16 protein-coding genes and 1 tRNA gene are annotated in these 15,323 nt (G+C 39.1%); 10 read left to right on the forward strand and 7 right to left on the reverse strand.

Features of this window, described 5'->3' with window-relative positions:
- The first annotated feature begins 7 nt into the window (after nt 1–7).
- Both IMO47_RS02045 and IMO47_RS02050 read left to right on the forward strand, forming a co-directional pair.
- Nucleotides 8–919, forward strand: a complete 912-nt coding sequence (locus IMO47_RS02045; RefSeq protein WP_004825105.1) for a bestrophin family protein — start codon at nt 8–10, stop codon at nt 917–919.
- Between the two features lie 104 nt (nt 920–1,023).
- On the forward strand, nt 1,024–1,308 hold the full coding sequence (locus IMO47_RS02050; protein ID WP_196075067.1) for an antibiotic biosynthesis monooxygenase: 285 nt from the start codon (nt 1,024–1,026) through the stop codon (nt 1,306–1,308).
- A gap of 463 nt (nt 1,309–1,771) precedes the next feature.
- Here the strand turns inward: IMO47_RS02050 and IMO47_RS02055 are convergent, their stop codons facing one another.
- A complete protein-coding gene (locus tag IMO47_RS02055; protein ID WP_196075030.1) occupies nt 1,772–2,653 on the reverse strand; it encodes a TonB family protein in 882 nt (293 codons plus the stop codon).
- A 230-nt stretch (nt 2,654–2,883) separates the two neighbouring features.
- Here IMO47_RS02055 and IMO47_RS02060 point away from each other — a divergent pair, with 230 nt between their 5' ends.
- The 5 genes from IMO47_RS02060 (at nt 2,884) to IMO47_RS02080 (ending at nt 6,721) form a co-directional block, all read left to right on the forward strand.
- Nucleotides 2,884–3,570 (forward strand): hypothetical protein, encoded by a 687-nt coding sequence (locus IMO47_RS02060; RefSeq protein ID WP_196075031.1) that lies wholly within the window; start codon nt 2,884–2,886, stop codon nt 3,568–3,570.
- 151 nt (nt 3,571–3,721) lie between these two features.
- Nucleotides 3,722–4,429, forward strand: a complete 708-nt coding sequence (locus tag IMO47_RS02065; RefSeq protein ID WP_196075032.1) for a DUF3108 domain-containing protein — start codon at nt 3,722–3,724, stop codon at nt 4,427–4,429.
- 103 nt (nt 4,430–4,532) lie between these two features.
- On the forward strand, nt 4,533–5,108 hold the full coding sequence (locus IMO47_RS02070) for a xanthine phosphoribosyltransferase (protein WP_196075033.1): 576 nt from the start codon (nt 4,533–4,535) through the stop codon (nt 5,106–5,108).
- A gap of 152 nt (nt 5,109–5,260) precedes the next feature.
- Nucleotides 5,261–6,124, forward strand: coding sequence for an acyl-CoA thioesterase II (locus IMO47_RS02075; RefSeq protein WP_196075034.1), 864 nt, complete (start codon nt 5,261–5,263; stop codon nt 6,122–6,124).
- 231 nt (nt 6,125–6,355) lie between these two features.
- Nucleotides 6,356–6,721 (forward strand): hypothetical protein, encoded by a 366-nt coding sequence (locus IMO47_RS02080; RefSeq protein ID WP_004825124.1) that lies wholly within the window; start codon nt 6,356–6,358, stop codon nt 6,719–6,721.
- Between the two features lie 161 nt (nt 6,722–6,882).
- On the opposite strand, the gene wrbA is transcribed toward IMO47_RS02080, so the two are convergent.
- A complete protein-coding gene (gene wrbA / locus IMO47_RS02085; protein WP_196075035.1) occupies nt 6,883–7,476 on the reverse strand; it encodes an NAD(P)H:quinone oxidoreductase in 594 nt (197 codons plus the stop codon).
- A 118-nt stretch (nt 7,477–7,594) separates the two neighbouring features.
- Here wrbA and IMO47_RS02090 point away from each other — a divergent pair, with 118 nt between their 5' ends.
- The gene (locus tag IMO47_RS02090) at nt 7,595–8,839 is read left to right on the forward strand and encodes a YihY family inner membrane protein (RefSeq protein ID WP_196075036.1); all 1,245 of its coding nucleotides are present in this window, start codon (nt 7,595–7,597) and stop codon (nt 8,837–8,839) included.
- A gap of 91 nt (nt 8,840–8,930) precedes the next feature.
- On the opposite strand, the gene IMO47_RS02095 is transcribed toward IMO47_RS02090, so the two are convergent.
- Entirely contained in the window at nt 8,931–9,872 is a 942-nt protein-coding gene (locus tag IMO47_RS02095) for a DMT family transporter (protein ID WP_196075037.1), read from the reverse strand.
- 119 nt (nt 9,873–9,991) lie between these two features.
- On the opposite strand from IMO47_RS02095, the gene IMO47_RS02100 reads away from it, so the two are divergent.
- A complete protein-coding gene (locus IMO47_RS02100; protein WP_196075038.1) occupies nt 9,992–10,786 on the forward strand; it encodes a helix-turn-helix transcriptional regulator in 795 nt (264 codons plus the stop codon).
- 783 nt (nt 10,787–11,569) lie between these two features.
- On the opposite strand, the gene IMO47_RS02105 is transcribed toward IMO47_RS02100, so the two are convergent.
- Entirely contained in the window at nt 11,570–12,208 is a 639-nt protein-coding gene (locus IMO47_RS02105) for a fumarylacetoacetate hydrolase family protein (protein ID WP_196075039.1), read from the reverse strand.
- Nucleotides 12,209–12,254: 46 nt separating this feature from the next.
- The gene (locus IMO47_RS02110; RefSeq protein WP_196075040.1) at nt 12,255–12,755 is read right to left on the reverse strand and encodes a YcxB family protein; all 501 of its coding nucleotides are present in this window, start codon (nt 12,753–12,755) and stop codon (nt 12,255–12,257) included.
- 191 nt (nt 12,756–12,946) lie between these two features.
- Here IMO47_RS02110 and IMO47_RS02115 point away from each other — a divergent pair, with 191 nt between their 5' ends.
- Complete coding sequence (locus IMO47_RS02115; RefSeq protein ID WP_196075041.1) at nt 12,947–14,236, forward strand: SRPBCC family protein; 1,290 nt, start codon at nt 12,947–12,949, stop codon at nt 14,234–14,236.
- A 23-nt stretch (nt 14,237–14,259) separates the two neighbouring features.
- On the opposite strand, the gene IMO47_RS02120 is transcribed toward IMO47_RS02115, so the two are convergent.
- Together IMO47_RS02120 and IMO47_RS02125 are read right to left on the reverse strand one after the other, a co-directional pair.
- The gene (locus IMO47_RS02120; protein WP_227552217.1) at nt 14,260–15,048 is read right to left on the reverse strand and encodes a hypothetical protein; all 789 of its coding nucleotides are present in this window, start codon (nt 15,046–15,048) and stop codon (nt 14,260–14,262) included.
- Nucleotides 15,049–15,141: 93 nt separating this feature from the next.
- A tRNA-Arg gene (locus IMO47_RS02125) sits at nt 15,142–15,218 on the reverse strand.
- Nucleotides 15,219–15,323 lie beyond the last annotated feature (105 nt).

Genomic DNA, 15,323 nt, shown 5'->3' on the forward strand with positions numbered 1-15,323 from the left:
CAAAAACATGATTGTCCGCGATCAAAACGATACCCTTAAACTACTCCTGTCTTGGCGCGGTACGATTCTGCCAAAAGTTTTACCGCCGCTAGGTTTTGTGATGCTCATCTCTGCCATCGTAGGTGGAATTGAGTATACTGATTTATATCGTTTTCCCGAGCTTCCCCTTGTTGGTTTTACCCTCATCGGGGTGGTTCTGTCTATTTTTCTAGGCTTTAAAAACACGGCATGTTATGACCGCTGGTGGGAGGCGCGTAAGCTTTGGGGAATGCTGATTGCCAATGCACGTCACTTTGACCGTGACTGTCGTATTTTTCCTCAGGGTCGCCGCGAAAGAATTATTCAACATGTCATTGTTTTTGCAAACTTATTGAGAGATCGTCTACGTCATCAAACCGCCAATCCAGATGCCTTGGTGGAAACCAGCGGTATGAGTCCTCAAGCATTAACGCAGCTCTATCAACAGACCAATGCCCCCCAATACACGCTGAGCTTGATTCAATGGGAGTTGATGCAAGCTTTGAAAGAAGGTGAGATTTCAGACATCATCTACACGCAGCTCAATGAGCATGTGAATGAACTCAGTTTGGTACAAACGGGTTGTGACCGTATCGCGACGACACCTTTACCATTTGCCTATTCAGTTCTATTAAACCGTACTGTCTATTTTTTCTGCTTTATGCTTCCTTTTAGCTTAGGTTCATTATTAGGTTTAGCCACTCCCTTATTGGTTGGCATTTTAGCTTATACATTTCTCGGCTTAGATGCATTAAGTACTGAGATTGAAGAACCCTTTGGTACCCAAAGCAATGATTTACCCCTTGACTCTATGGTTCGAATGATTGAAATTGAACTGCTCGGGACTTTAGGTAAACCTACGCCTCCGCCGATTCAAGCGCAGGATCATAATTTACTTTAACGCAATTTGGTCTTGAGTATAGTTGTTGATCTTTCTATATATTTATCAGCAATAATAAAATTTATTTTTGGATGAAACTGCCATCAATGGATTCAATACGTGATATGAAATACGTGGTTATTTTTAAAGCTCAGGTGAATGTACTAGATCACCACTATATTCAAACGGCACAGTATTTAAGGGAAAAAGCCTTAACCCAATTTAACTGTCAAAAATTTGAATCTATTTGTGAAAATGACTTTGAAATTGCACTTTCCTACTGGAATTCACTTGAAGATATCCATGCATGGCACAAAGATGCAGAACATCAAGTTGCACAGCAGATAGGTAAACAACAATGGTATAAACACTTTCATGTCGAAATTTGTGAAATTACACGATCATATTAAGGTCTGTTGACACTTTATGGATGCTTGCGAAAGTCAATGCTTTTCAAACAAAACAAGGCAGGTTTGTGGAACTTAGTCCCTCTCTCCAACAAGAGCTTGCATCTGAGCGATAAAGCTGCCCTGTCCTCCAGACTGATGGTTAAAATATCAACTGACCTTAAAGAAAAATACTAAATGGGCGCAGACTTTTCGCTTCAAGATCGTTCAGGGAATATGTCGCTCTGGACTGCCATTTTAATGCTCAACAACACGGTGATCCGGTCACGCTCTTGCTGAAAGCGATGCAGATTTAAACCGTAAAAATCGCTCTGCAAAAGTCCTTATGATTTGGCATTATGGATGAAATTCCCAGAAGGAAACAGCTTAGTGCAACACTACCAAGCTCATCCTTTATGGTCTACAGGATTTTTAAGCTGCGAGCCCGTTGATTGTTTAAGACAATAACAAGTTTTTGCTCAAGGCTCTAATGAACTTCAAATTCAGACTCAGCGGGATCGAAACGCCACGTTCTGACAATTCTCAGCTCAGAAATATCCTTCATTTTTGCATCAAAACGTCCAAATGGTGCCCCCTTGCGTACCGAATTTTTTGCGGCCTCATCTAAAATGGCATGCCCTGAACTTTCGATTAAGCGAATTGCCCGTATTCCTCCTTCATTATTCAGAATCACCATCAAACGGACTTCACCTGAAAGACGCTGTTGCTTAGCGAGATCTGGATAATAGCGGTTGCCATACATTTCGACTTTTTCACGGAATTTATCCAGATAGCCAGCAGATGCATCTTGTTTGGCTTGAATGCCGTCTAAGGTTTTAATTTTTTGCTGTTTACTAAAATTTTGTTGTTTCTGTAAATATTGTGCTTCTAAACTCGCCACCATCGCAGCTTTGGCTTGCATTTGGCTTTGTAATTCTTCCAGCGCCTTCTTTCGATCGTTTTGTTCAGCTTGTTTTTGCCAACTTAAAACCGTCATCAGCACTTTTTCTTCAAATTTTAATTCCCGTTTTTGCTGTATTTGCTCTAAAGCTTCCAGCTGTTGATCCCCAGCACTTTTATCTTCAGCTTGTGCCGGCATATCAGAGGACATCCGGTGTTCTTTACGAAAGGTTCCAGACCCTTGCTGATCTGCTTGTGCAAGGAAATCGGCATCTTTGACTTTATCTTCACTGGGACGAATACTGACAGCAATTTCTTTTGTGGCAGCATTATTTTCCTGCGGCATTCCAAATTGCACAGATAGAAATAACCCGTGGACAATTACAGCAATTGAAACTGCCCCGACAAATAATGCATCTTGCCACCAGTACCCAGTATGTTGTGTATTGGCAAATAATTTTTTTATCATGACATTAATCCGACAAAATTCCCCAATTGCCAAATTTAAAATTTATTAAAATAAGTTTAGTCTTACATTATTCACAAACTTTGTGACTGACTTAATGAAAGTAAAAACGTAATTTTAAAACACTCAAAATGGTGCAATGTTTTTTGCTAAACTGCAATCTTTAGACTTGAATTTTTTTTATCATCGACAAGTTTATCGCCTTAAAGTGATGATGATTTGGGACCATACTTATGCCGACGCTACTTTCTAACATTGTTAAACGTATTCGACAAGTATACCAAAAAGCCGAAGGTTTTATAGAAGAAGAACGCGAATTTCCACTCTCTCAAGTATTTTTAAATGCAACGTTCAAACGTTATGTCACTGACAATGTCAAAATTCTCGAAGATTTACATGCTGACCTGCACGATGATTGGTTAAGACTTTATGCAACACTGAATGTCAAAGGCATGCATTTGGTATTGTCTGTCGATCTTAAATTAGTTCAAATGGAAATGAACAAAGATATGCAACTGATCGTCTTTGAACAAATCAGCAACACCCAAGTGATTGAAGCAACCTATCCCAATGTTTGGTACAAAATGGGAGTTAACTGCGCGTTGTTCTTCTATCAAAAAATGCTTAAAAAAGATCCTTTGGGCATGATCTTAGAAAAATTTGATGTAATCACAGTAAAAGATGAATTACTCCACTTGGACCTAAACCGTTGGTTAGGTAAAAATCGTTCAATCATGGATACATTAAACAAAGTACATGTTAATCATGCTGAACTTCGTGAAACGGAATTGGTGGTGATTGGTAATGTCAATCTCACCGCTTTATTAAGCAAGTTTAGAGATGATGATGACCGAATGGAGAACTTCGAAGACGATCAATATATTGATGATAAGGTTACCCCGATCGAACAAAAAAGCTAAATCGTTCATTTTGGGTCAAATTTCAAGTCAAACCTAGCAAAACCGATACATAATTTCACAGGATTTGAAATAAAGTGAATATTTTCTCCCCAATTACATTGCATAATAGACGCTATAACTAACAGATACTTTTAAATGCATAGGACATTTAATGATGGCAAAAACGTTATTTAAAACATTCAGCACAGCAGCCGGTATTTCTACTGCAATGTTATTGGTTGGATTTTCAAGCAATGCTCTTGCCATGAGTCCATTCCAAGCCAGCTATCAATTTGCTTACAATGGCAAAAATCTAGGCTCTGCTACCCGTACTTTAAGTCAAAATGGCAATAATTGGACCTATGTTTTTGCAGCGAAAGCGGCTGCAATTGCATCAGCAAGTGAAACCAGTCGTTTTACTTTCAGCAACGGTCAAATTAATTCCAATAGCTTTAGCCGTACCAGTAAAGTGTTGGTACATAACGACACCATGACCATCAATTTTAATCCAAACACCAAAACCATCAATACCAAGAAAAAAGATCAAGCACGATCTTTCCCTTGGAAAGCAGGTGCTTTGGATGAACTGAATGCTGAACTGCAAGTGCGTGAAGACTTAAAAGGTTCAGGTTTAAAATCGAGCTATCTGATAGCAGATGCCAAAGGTCTTGATGCTCGCCGTTTTGTAAAACAGGGCACCGAGTCAATTAAAACTCCTGCTGGAACCTATAACACGGTCAAAGTGGTATTAACTCACGACAATGGTGAAAAAAGTTCAATCTTCTGGTTAGCACCACAATTGGACTATTTACCAGTAAAAATGTCACATGTTGATGGTAAGACCTCTTATAACTTAACCCTGACCAGTTACAAAAAGTAAGAGATTTTTCACCTTTTGGTCAATTTGAGCTTGCATTTTTTTTGGTGCTTTTTAAAATACGCCTTTGCTTTAAAAAGCACCTTGCCTCTAGAGGATTCTCCCTGTGCACGCACTAGAACAGAAAATCTTAGCTGAAGGTATCGTTCTATCTGATCAAGTTCTGAAAGTCGATTCTTTCTTAAACCACCAAATTGACCCTGCCATGATGCAACTGATTGGTCAGGAATTTGCTCGCCTCTTTAAAGATGCGGGTATTACCAAAATCATTACAATTGAAGCATCAGGTATTGCTCCTGCTGTAATGGCTGGTTTGGAACTTGGCGTACCTGTTATTTTTGCACGCAAATATCAATCTTTAACACTTAAAGATGATTTATATCGTTCAAAAGTATTCTCTTTTACAAAACAAATTGAAAGCACCATTGCGATTTCTAAAAAGCATATTACCCAAGGCGATAAGGCTTTGGTTATCGATGATTTCCTCGCCAATGGTCAAGCTGCCCTCGGTCTCGCTGATTTAATCCATCAAGCAGAAGCAGAAGTGGTCGGCATTGGTATCGTGATTGAAAAATCATTCCAACCGGGTCGTCAGTTGTTACTGGATAAAGGTTACCGTGTAGAATCTCTAGCACGTGTCGAATCTTTGGCAAATGGTACTGTTACTTTTGTAAAAGATTAAGACTTTCAGCTTAAGCTTTTATCTTAAAATTGAGCGCAGCATGCGCTCTTTTTTATATCTCATTAAATTTAAACAGTGTCTTTTTAATCATACATTTCATTGTTTTTTTCCTCTATATTATTCAAATAAATACATCGTCCGGCAAATGATAAATGAGATCGCTCACCCAAGAATTCATCGATCTACTGAATGTAAAACAACTGGATCACTACTTGTTTCAAGGACAAAATACTTCACTCTTTGGCTCGCACCTTATGGGAGGACAACTGGTTGCCCAAGCTTTAATTGCTGCTTCAAAAACCACTGATCGTCCTGCACATTCTTTACATGCATACTTTATTCGCAGTGGTCGTACAGATTTACCAATTTTATTTAAAGTTGAAAATTTACGAGATGGCAAAAGCTTTACCACGCGACAAGTGAATGCATGGCAAGCAGGTCATCTGATCTTTTCAGCGATGATTTCATTTGCACTGATCGAAACAGGCTTGAATGATCAGATTGATCCTCCAGAATATCCCCAACCCGATCAACTTCTATCAGAACAACAGCTGAAGCAAATGATCTGTGAGGATGTTCCCAAAGCTGCTCGGGATATATTCATGCGTCAGTTTTTTGTCAACGTATGTCCGGTACAACCATTTAATCCATTTAAACCCATAAAATCAGAAACCCGCTATGCCGAATATATGCAAACTTTTCACGACATCCCTGCTGAATTTGATCTTCCAATGATTCACCAAGCAATTGTTGCCTATTATTCTGACTACAATCTGCTGACCACATCACTCAGACCGCACGGTGTCAGTTATGCCAATGGCGGAGTCCGCAGTGCAAGTTTGGATCACAGCATATATTTTCATTCTGCCTTTAGAGTTGACGAATGGCTGTTGTATGACATGGATGCTACTGTTTCGAGTCAATCAAGAGGACTGAATTTTGGGCGAATCTGGCAAGCTGGAAAATTAGTATGCAGCGTCACACAGGAGAGTTTAATGCGTGTTAAGTCACGATAAAAAATCATCTGGTATCGTGTAAGTTTTTGATTTAATCGCTTAAACCGATCTTCATATTTAAACTTTTCTACCCCATGTCTTCACATAAAATATAAAGAATCTACATTATATTCAGTTACAATCAAATCAAGTCTCATGATCAGCAAGCAAAACAGCTGTCGTGAAAATGAGTGAAATATTAACTATAACTTAGCGAAGAAAAATGGACTTTGTTGAGTGAGTAAAGAATCAATGACTGATGAACAAACAGTAACTTGCCCAAAATGCGGCTCGACAGACTTAACACGACGTGATCATGAACAGCTTTTAGGTAAAGCAGGAAGTGTATTGCTGACCTCAGCAGGTGCAGCAGCTGGCACGGTAGGCGGTGCAGCATCCGGGGCTTCAATTGGTGCTGCAATCGGGACGGTCGCTGGACCTTTGGGCGTGATTGTTGGCGGAACTGTCGGTACATTTGTGGGTGCGATCAGTGTAGGCATTACTGGTGGATTTTTAGGAAATCGCTTCGGCAAGAAAGCCGGTGTCATTGTTGATCAAAATATCTTCTTTGACTATCAATGTCAAAAATGCAAATACCGTTTTAATATCAAACAGTAAAACCATAATAGGTGTCACATGATGCTTTCATCTAAAGCATCATGGTCTTACAAAAATCTCTAAGATCCTAAAATGAAATGCAGCCCATTTACAACGTGGTCTCTTATACTGATGTCTTTATTTTATAAAAGCATCAAAGCCGTATTAAAACCCATGTCTGCTTATCGATTGAGCTTTTGAACAATTTCACCTAAACGCTTGCCCTGCTCTGTACATAATGATTTCTCATCTGTCGTCAAACTCTGGTCGTGGCGTGGTCCACTGACATGACTGACGCCATAGGGTGTGCCCCCGGATTTAGTGTTGGATAATGCAGGATGGGCATTGGTCAGTCCCAAAATCATCATCCCGTGATGAAATAACGGCGGCAACATGGTCAGTAATGTACTTTCCTGCCCACCGTGCATTGAGCCTGAGGAGGTAAAGACACAAGCGGGTTTATTGTGCAGTGCGCCATTTAACCAAAGACTGGTGGTTTGGTCCCAAAAATATTTCATTTCGGAAGCCATATTGCCAAAGCGCGTTGGCGAGCCCAGCGCCAAGCCTGCACAGTTTTGTAAATCTTCCAAACTACAATAGATATCGCCTTCTTCTGGAATACTCGGTTGTACTTCTTGAACCACCGTTGAAAGATGAGGAACTGTGCGAATTTTTACCGTAGTTCCTGTCGCTTCGATACCATTGGCAATCAGGTGTGCCATTTCTTTGGTAGATCCATATTTACTATAGTAAAGTACGAGAACATAAGTTTGCATAAGTATGGGTTGATCATAGCCAAGACAATAAAACTATACGGTATTTTTCAGCTTTTTTGGGTAAGCTTAAAAAATGAAACTGAAAGATATGCCGAAAAATAATTGAGATCAGAGATATATGTTTGAATTAATTAAAAAATTACCCTTCTATCAAAAAACTTGGTTTCAATTCATTCTTTTTGTAATACGTCGTTTTGAAGCAGATCGCTGTCGTGACCAAGCCGGTTCATTGACCTATACCACCTTATTTGCTGTTGTTCCCATGTTGACGGTATTTCTGGTCATTATTTCATCAATCAAGGCGCTAGAACCTGCCAGGCAGCAACTTCAGCAGATGATTTACAGTAATTTTCTGCCTAAAACCAGTATTGCTTTTGATAAAGCCTTTAATGTATTTACTGAGAATTCAAGCAATTTAACCGTGATTGGTGTGTTGTTTTTATTCATCACAACAGTATTGATGCTGACCAGTATTGAAAGTGTCTTTAACCGTATTTGGCGTGTCAAAGAAACACGTAATGGTATCATCGGCTTTATGCGCTATTGGACCATAATTTCCTTGGGACCAATTTTACTGGGCAGTGCCTTTGTGATTTCCTCCACATTGGCATCTATGAATGTACTCAGCAATAATTTTGCAGGTTATGAAGTAGATGGTACAGCCTTATTCGCAGTGATCTCTTTTGCGCTCACCACTTTAGGATTTTTTATTTTATATTGGACGATTCCCAATCGCAGTGTTCCAATCAAAGCGGCTGCTATCGCTGGAGTCTTTGGCGCTGTTGCTTTTGAATTGCTCAAAAATCTTTTTGGTTTTGTAATGACCAATTTCACCAGTTATACCTTGGTTTACGGTGCATTCGCAGCAGTACCCATTTTCCTGTTATGGATATTCTTATCTTGGAATATTGTCTTGTTGGGTGTTGAAATCAGTTACGCCTTAACTGCCTTTCATACTGGTAAAATCCAAACACGCCACCCTGTACTGATGATGTTAGATATTTTGGAATTATTCTATAAAAAGCAAAAAACGGGACAAGTGGTCACAGACAGTGAAGCACTCGATATTCTGGGTCGTGGGGAAATAGGTCGCTGGCCTCGCTATGTGCAGCTTCTAGAGCAGCAAAATTTGGTTAAGCGTACAGACAACAACGAGTATGTGTTGGTCAGAAACTTAGATGAAATAGATTTCTGGTCATTCTACACCTCATTGCCTTATACATTGCCGCGTCGTAAAGACGTCGAACATGTGCATGATGATGATGTGTGGATGAAACATATTGGTCCAACACTGATTGAGTCTGATGAATATTTGGCAGCCAAATTATCTATTCCACTTTCAACTATTTTAGATGACAAATAGTTGAATGAAGCAACGGCGGCTAAGCATTTTGCATTCCACTGATCAGTCGGAGGCAATAAAAAATGCTTAGTCTTTTGCGATTCAAATACTGTTATTCCGAGCACTCATTGATCTTTACCTTAGAATAGAATTTCTTTGCTATCCAATGATGTAAACTGACAATCATCACACCCAACATGACCATTGCTGCACCGAAAATAAAATTCATTTCTATCTGCTCATTGAGAAATAAAACACCAAACAACATTCCCAAAATCGGGGTAAGAAAAGAAAATACCCCCAAGCGATTAGCCAGATAATTTCGAAGTAGCCAAAACCACAACATAAAACTGATCAACGACACCACAATGGTATGGAAAATCAGACTTCCAATAGCCAAACCTGTCCAATGAATCTCAGCTTGCCCCAATAGAAAAGCCAAAGGCAATAGCAATACACAACCACCAACCAATTGATAGAATAAAGTCTGCGTTGGATGAGCATCCGATAACTGCGTCAAACGTAAAGATATGGTGGTCAGTGCCCAAAGTAAACCCGCAAGTAAAGCAAGAAAATCACCGAACAGAGTATGAGAACTGAGCGCTTGCGCAACTGTGTTGTGCACTTCTTCCCGACCTAAAAAGGTGACCACGATGCCTAAAAAAGCAATAACAATTCCAAACCATTGCAGCATGGAGAGTCGCTCTGCTGGAAGTTTCCAATGCAGCCCCAATGCCACAAAGATCGGTGCGGTATAAAGCAAAACCACGGTATGAGAGACGGATGTAAATCTGAGTGCCTCAGCCACAAGAAAAAACTCAGCTGAAAATAAAAATGCAACCCACATACCTGGAAACAAATATTGTTTAGACCAGAGCGTTGTTCCTTTATGTCGCGGTATTAAGGGATATACTAAAACAGCAGAAAGCCCTGAGCGAATGGCGATTTGCATCATGGGTGAAATATCTGTCGCTGCTAATTTGAGCACAACTTGTTGCAAGCCCCAAATCATACATAATCCAACCATCAAAGCAGATGCTTTACGATCCAGCATTTTGCGCGTATCCACGATATTACACTCGGACTCAAGAGAATAGTTACACTATATTCCTGTCGGTTTTATAGAATATAATTCAAAGTAGACAAAGCATCTTCTAATTCAGGCAATTTATCATGGCAATAAGAAAAACAGCCCATGCAATGCACTTTTCTCAACTGACCACCAACGATGAAATCGTTGCCCCGCTTTGGCTGACTTTCAGGTATGACCCTGCACAATCCATTTATCCTCAACATGGGCATGCTTGGGGAGAGTTTATTTATGCATTCAATGGGGTGATGGAAGTGAACATCAATCAGATGAATTATATTACACCACCGCCCTATGGTGTTTGGTTACCCCCAAATACTCAACACAGTGGTTTAAACCGGACCCCAGTTTCACATGCAACCTTATATATCCATGAGTCACTTTGTCATGCCCTCCCACAGCAAGCAGGCATTCTTTTAACATCTCCACTGGTTTCTGCAATTTTAGAGCACCTCAAACAACACGTATTTCAAGAGACTGATCCTGAATATTCAAGACTGTTGCAGGTGTTATTGGACCAACTGCATCACGCAGAACTCATTGGGAGTTATTTACCACATACAGATCATATTGCATTAAAACAAATTTTGGATTTCTTGCATGCGCATCCTGCTGATCAAAGCACCTTGGAAAGCTTAGCCAAACGAATCAACATGACTGAGCGTACTTTGGCTCGGCTCAGTCAAAAGGAACTTGCAATGTCTTTAAATGAATGGCGACAGCGCCTCAAAGTCATGAAAGCCATGTCTTTGCTGAATGAAGGTCAAACTGTAGAAAGTATTGCTTTAGATCTAGGTTATGCCAATGCCTCTGCATTTATTAATATGTTTAAACGTTGGATGGTACTCACACCAGATCAGTTTAGGAAAAAATCATAATTACCCATCCACATTCTCTAGTTTTAAGGAGCTTGGTATGTGTCCCGAATAGCTGAAGGGAAGTCACAAGAAATCTCATCCATGAGGAATGAAGTAGGTCTTTTAGTCCCTTAAAATTTTAAGCGCTTTTTTCTTTCCCCTGTCAAATTTGTAACCATTGCATGAAACTTCATCATATTTTCTTGCCACTCTTCAACATTAGGATAAATGTTCGTTTTTATTACGGCTGTCTATCGCGTAGGTCACCTAGAAATCATCCAAAAAAATCACCATGAAAATAGCAGAATAGATTTAAAACTTATTCAATCAATTCCTCAAGTGAATCTGCTTCGATACAGCAAGAAGGTTTAGACTCAAAATATGAAAATTCAATTGAGTTTCGATGTCTTTGCTGATTTCTCCAGTCATTGAATAATTTAAATGCTATATAGGCGGCTACGAATGTAGTAATTCCACCCAAAAAACGAGATAGAGCGGCTAGTGACCCTTTTAACAGGTTTAGAGTTTTATTGTCTGTATTTAAATATAAATAAAATATAATGCTAAATCAGTATCTTGAAACTGTAGTGTGAATCAAAAATTTGAAAAAAATTTACTTATTTTCATTGCGTTCTTAAATCTAGACAGAGATGAGCATCCATTTAATGGACTTACGCTCACCAAGCGTTAAGTTGTAGACAAAAAATTAGACCATAACTTTTTGTTCAAACCTATAAAAAGTGAAAAGGAACGAATTAAATTAACCTTTAATCCGAACCATTCGATCCCAGAATATGGGGATACCTATTTTACAAAGGTTTTCCAAACAAAATCTTGACTTTGACCATGTAACGTCATCGAAAGTTGATCTCCAGAAGCCAATGCAGCAACCCCTGCTGGCGTTCCAGTCATGATGACATCACCCGGCTCTAAAGAGAACACTTGATTAATATCGGCAAGTAAATAAGCAATATCAAAAATCAGCAGCGAGGTATCGCCTTTTTGACGAACCTGATCGTTTACAGCAAATTCAAAGCTTACTGCCGACCAGTCTTTAACCTCATCGACACTGACCCAATCCGCCAATACGCATGAACCATCAAATGCTTTAGCCCGCTCCCAAGGTTGACCTTTTTTCTTTAAATCATCCTGCAAATCACGCAGCGTTAAATCCAGACCCAGTGTCACAGCGCCAATTGCATCTAAAACTTTTTCAAGATTCGTCTCACCTTTGAGGGGTTGATCTATACGTAATGTCAGTTCACACTCATGATGACAATTTCCCCATGCTTCATTCCAAGAAATACCCTCTTGTAATGAAATCAGACTGCTGGGTGGCTTGATGAATAAGACTGGACGATCTGGAATTGCATTTCCCAATTCTGCCGCATGTGCTGCATAACTACGACCTACACAGACAATTTTAGATGGACGTGTACTCATATTATTCCCTTCTTATTGATCACCGTTAAAAACTGTTCAGTTCAAGTTACTTCTTAAATGTATTGATAAAAATCGTTTGATCTGTAGGTGTTGCAAAAGCACGTTTAGGTACAATCACCACAGTACGATTTTTTAATTCGATCATATAGGTCAGTTTGCCTTCTGCAAATTTCTGCACATCTGAATAATGATGAACTTGTTTCGGACGTCCACTACTGAATAATTCCATATAGTCTTGGAACAATTCAATGCCTTGCTCACTCTTACCAAATTGGTATTTTATAAACTGACGTTTAAACATCATCGGTAAAAACCAGTAGCGCATTAACATTTGCAGAATTAAGAAAAAAGCACCCAAGCATACATAGTATTTACCCACACCATCCAACCCAAGATAAATCCCCCACACCATGATCCCGATACTGACCAAAGGTGTAAGCAGTTGGCTCATCTGTTTTTTCCCAAATGTTGCCAGTTTAAAACCATCTTGAGATTCTTCTAAATTAAGATAATAACGTGCAGATAATGCAGGCTTACTGTCTGACATAGTGACTTCAATACAAATATTTTAGGATGCCCAGATATTACACCAGATTAAGGTTTGAAAGGCTGATTTTCGTCACGTTTTACAGAACAGGTCTATTTTTTTTAATTAAACTCTTTTTAATAGCTATAAGACAAAGATCGTCTGAATTCATTGAAGATCACCAAAAATAAAATAGGCAAAAGGAAATTGTGATGAAATCTTTTTATACGCATATCAGTTTGATCATCTTACTTGGCATAAGCCAAAATAGTACAGCAAAATTAGTAACATGGAATGAAAATATTCCAAGTGCATTAAAACCCTTTGACCAAAATGCACAACAAGTTGCCGCAATTGCCCAGGACAATATTCTGCTTTATCCACATCCCGCCATTAAAACGAGTTTACCCACCTTGACTCAAAATCCACAGCCGATTGCTCATTTTTCTTCAGCGGCAATCGTGGTGCCTGTCAGCAGCCAAGAAGTCGCCAAAACATTGAGCAATTACAGCCAATATGCTGGATTATTTCCCACTTTAAAATCCGCAAAGGTATTGGAAGCAACAGGACAGGTCAGCCAATTGAAATACCGTATTTCGATTCCTACCCCGATTCCTGTTTTAAATTTTAATGAAGATGTGGTACTACAACATCAAATTGGACACAACAGTATTTCAACATTAGTGATTGATGGACCTATCCCTTATGCTTTGGGAAAATTTGAATGGTTCAGTCTAGGTGACAGCAAAACCTTAATTACCTTGACGCAATGGGGAGATTTAAATCAGCCACACGGGTTTCTGTTTAAGAAGATTTTAAATGCTTTTCCTGAAGTCAAACTTGCTGTTCCAAATGGCTCAAGTGCCTTTGTACTGGAAGCATTGAAAAATAAATTTTCAACGAAAAAAATAACTGCATTAAACGCGGGACAACTGCCAAGTCCACAATTGAATACAGCTCAAATCAATAAAATTGTTCAAGTCAGTGCCAATGCTCAACAGCCTGTGAGTCTTGTCTTAAATCCTGTCACTGTTCCTTATACACATGGTCGTGAAGTTCTCCGCTTTACCGCCACTTATCAATATTTAAATGCAACCCCACAACAACTACAGCATTGGACACAACCAATGTCCTACAAAGAAATCTTTCCAAGACAAATTAAAAATATTAAGACCACCCTCAATACTGATTCAGGACAAGATGCAGAATTTAAAGTCAGTGTGGGGCTAGGTGTAATCAGTATTCCATTTGATTTTAAAATGCATTTCAGCTATCCCAAAGTCACTGAAAATAACTTTTATGCCAATGGCGGTGATTTACGCTATCTCAAGGGTCAGATTCAGTTTTTACCACAAGGCAATGATACCTTGTTGAAAATGACCACAACCATCAAAGTCGATGAAAAAGCACCATTTTTACTCAAAGCGGCACGTAGCTTGCCCTATCACGAAATGTTACCTGCTCTTGGTGCAAATGCCATTTTTGCTCAAAAAGTAAAGTAGTCGATGCTGTTGTAAAAATGCTATTAATGGACAATATTTTTGATTGTCGTTCCGATATTGAAAAGCAAATAAAGCGGGATTGCCACAATATCCCCCGCTAAAATCACAGGAGTGAGTGCCACCTTCTGTAAAAGTGTTTTCGTATGTAGAGAATAATGCGTTTTACCGCTTGTATAGATCTCGATCGGATAATTTTGGCTAAAGTGCTGAAATTTCATTTTGTTCATTTCAGCATTCAGACCCACAATATGCCCCACCAATCCAATTTTTCTGCGATAGAACGCTGAGTTTTCCTGACCATATTCATACTGACTCAAGCTCAACCGAGATAATTGCTGCTGCTCATTTTGGGTTAATTTGTCTTTAGCATAATACAATTCAATATCGGCACTGAATTTAAGCTGTTGTAAATGCTTATCGTCGTCGATTTGAGGCAATAAAGATAATCCAAAATAGTTTTCACTCGAACGAACAGGTCTAATCCGCCAATACGTTGGGTCTAAATCAGATTGTATGGTCTCTAGAATTTGCTGATTCCCGATATCAATCATATAGGCATATTTTTGTCCAATTACAATTAAAGACGTATCCAGATTTTTTATATCAGCATTGTTTTTTGAGGTGGAATCTTCTTTTAAATAGGCAAAGCCAACAATTTGATCTTGATCTACAGTCACTCTATCAGCATGAGTTGAAACCACTTTGCCCGTGGCTAAAGTACCTGAATCACTGTTGTTCCATAAAATCGCCGTACAACCACTCAATTGAGTAGTCAGCACCATTATTAAAAACAAAGCTTTTTTATACATCATCGTTGACCTTATTTTTATTATCTTCATCATTGTGACATTTTTTAGGCACAAAAAAACCGCAATTAAGCGGTTTCTTTCAATATTTTTATCAAGTGGTGCGCTCAGAGAGATTCGAACTCCCGACCCCTTAGTTCGTAGCCAAGTGCTCTATCCAGCTGAGCTATGAGCGCGACGTCTTGATGGGACGCATTATACGCCTTTTCAGTTTTTTGTTAAGTCCTATTTATCCTGTTATTGTCTAAGTGTCTAGTATTTGGGCTATTCTATTGTAAGCA

It is taken from the genome of Acinetobacter sp. Res13-Abat-PEC15-P4-01 (assembly GCF_015676285.1).
Taxonomy (GTDB): Bacteria; Pseudomonadota; Gammaproteobacteria; order Pseudomonadales; family Moraxellaceae; genus Acinetobacter; species Acinetobacter nematophilus.

Bases quoted from the DNA above. Each gene is read 5' to 3' on its own strand.
- IMO47_RS02095 (WP_196075037.1), bottom strand. From the start codon at position 9,872: ATGCTGGATCGTAAAGCATCTGCTTTGATGGTTGGATTATGTATGATT.
- IMO47_RS02055 (WP_196075030.1), bottom strand. From the start codon at position 2,653: ATGATAAAAAAATTATTTGCCAATACACAACATACTGGGTACTGGTGG.
- IMO47_RS02080 (WP_004825124.1), top strand. From the start codon at position 6,356: ATGACTGATGAACAAACAGTAACTTGCCCAAAATGCGGCTCGACAGAC.
- IMO47_RS02105 (WP_196075039.1), bottom strand. From the start codon at position 12,208: ATGAGTACACGTCCATCTAAAATTGTCTGTGTAGGTCGTAGTTATGCA.
- IMO47_RS02065 (WP_196075032.1), top strand. From the start codon at position 3,722: ATGATGGCAAAAACGTTATTTAAAACATTCAGCACAGCAGCCGGTATT.
- IMO47_RS02045 (WP_004825105.1), top strand. From the start codon at position 8: ATGATTGTCCGCGATCAAAACGATACCCTTAAACTACTCCTGTCTTGG.
- IMO47_RS02050 (WP_196075067.1), top strand. From the start codon at position 1,024: ATGAAATACGTGGTTATTTTTAAAGCTCAGGTGAATGTACTAGATCAC.
- IMO47_RS02100 (WP_196075038.1), top strand. From the start codon at position 9,992: ATGGCAATAAGAAAAACAGCCCATGCAATGCACTTTTCTCAACTGACC.
- wrbA (WP_196075035.1), bottom strand. From the start codon at position 7,476: ATGCAAACTTATGTTCTCGTACTTTACTATAGTAAATATGGATCTACC.
- IMO47_RS02060 (WP_196075031.1), top strand. From the start codon at position 2,884: ATGCCGACGCTACTTTCTAACATTGTTAAACGTATTCGACAAGTATAC.
- IMO47_RS02090 (WP_196075036.1), top strand. From the start codon at position 7,595: ATGTTTGAATTAATTAAAAAATTACCCTTCTATCAAAAAACTTGGTTT.
- IMO47_RS02115 (WP_196075041.1), top strand. From the start codon at position 12,947: ATGAAATCTTTTTATACGCATATCAGTTTGATCATCTTACTTGGCATA.
- IMO47_RS02120 (WP_227552217.1), bottom strand. From the start codon at position 15,048: ATGATGTATAAAAAAGCTTTGTTTTTAATAATGGTGCTGACTACTCAA.
- IMO47_RS02075 (WP_196075034.1), top strand. From the start codon at position 5,261: ATGAGATCGCTCACCCAAGAATTCATCGATCTACTGAATGTAAAACAA.
- IMO47_RS02110 (WP_196075040.1), bottom strand. From the start codon at position 12,755: ATGTCAGACAGTAAGCCTGCATTATCTGCACGTTATTATCTTAATTTA.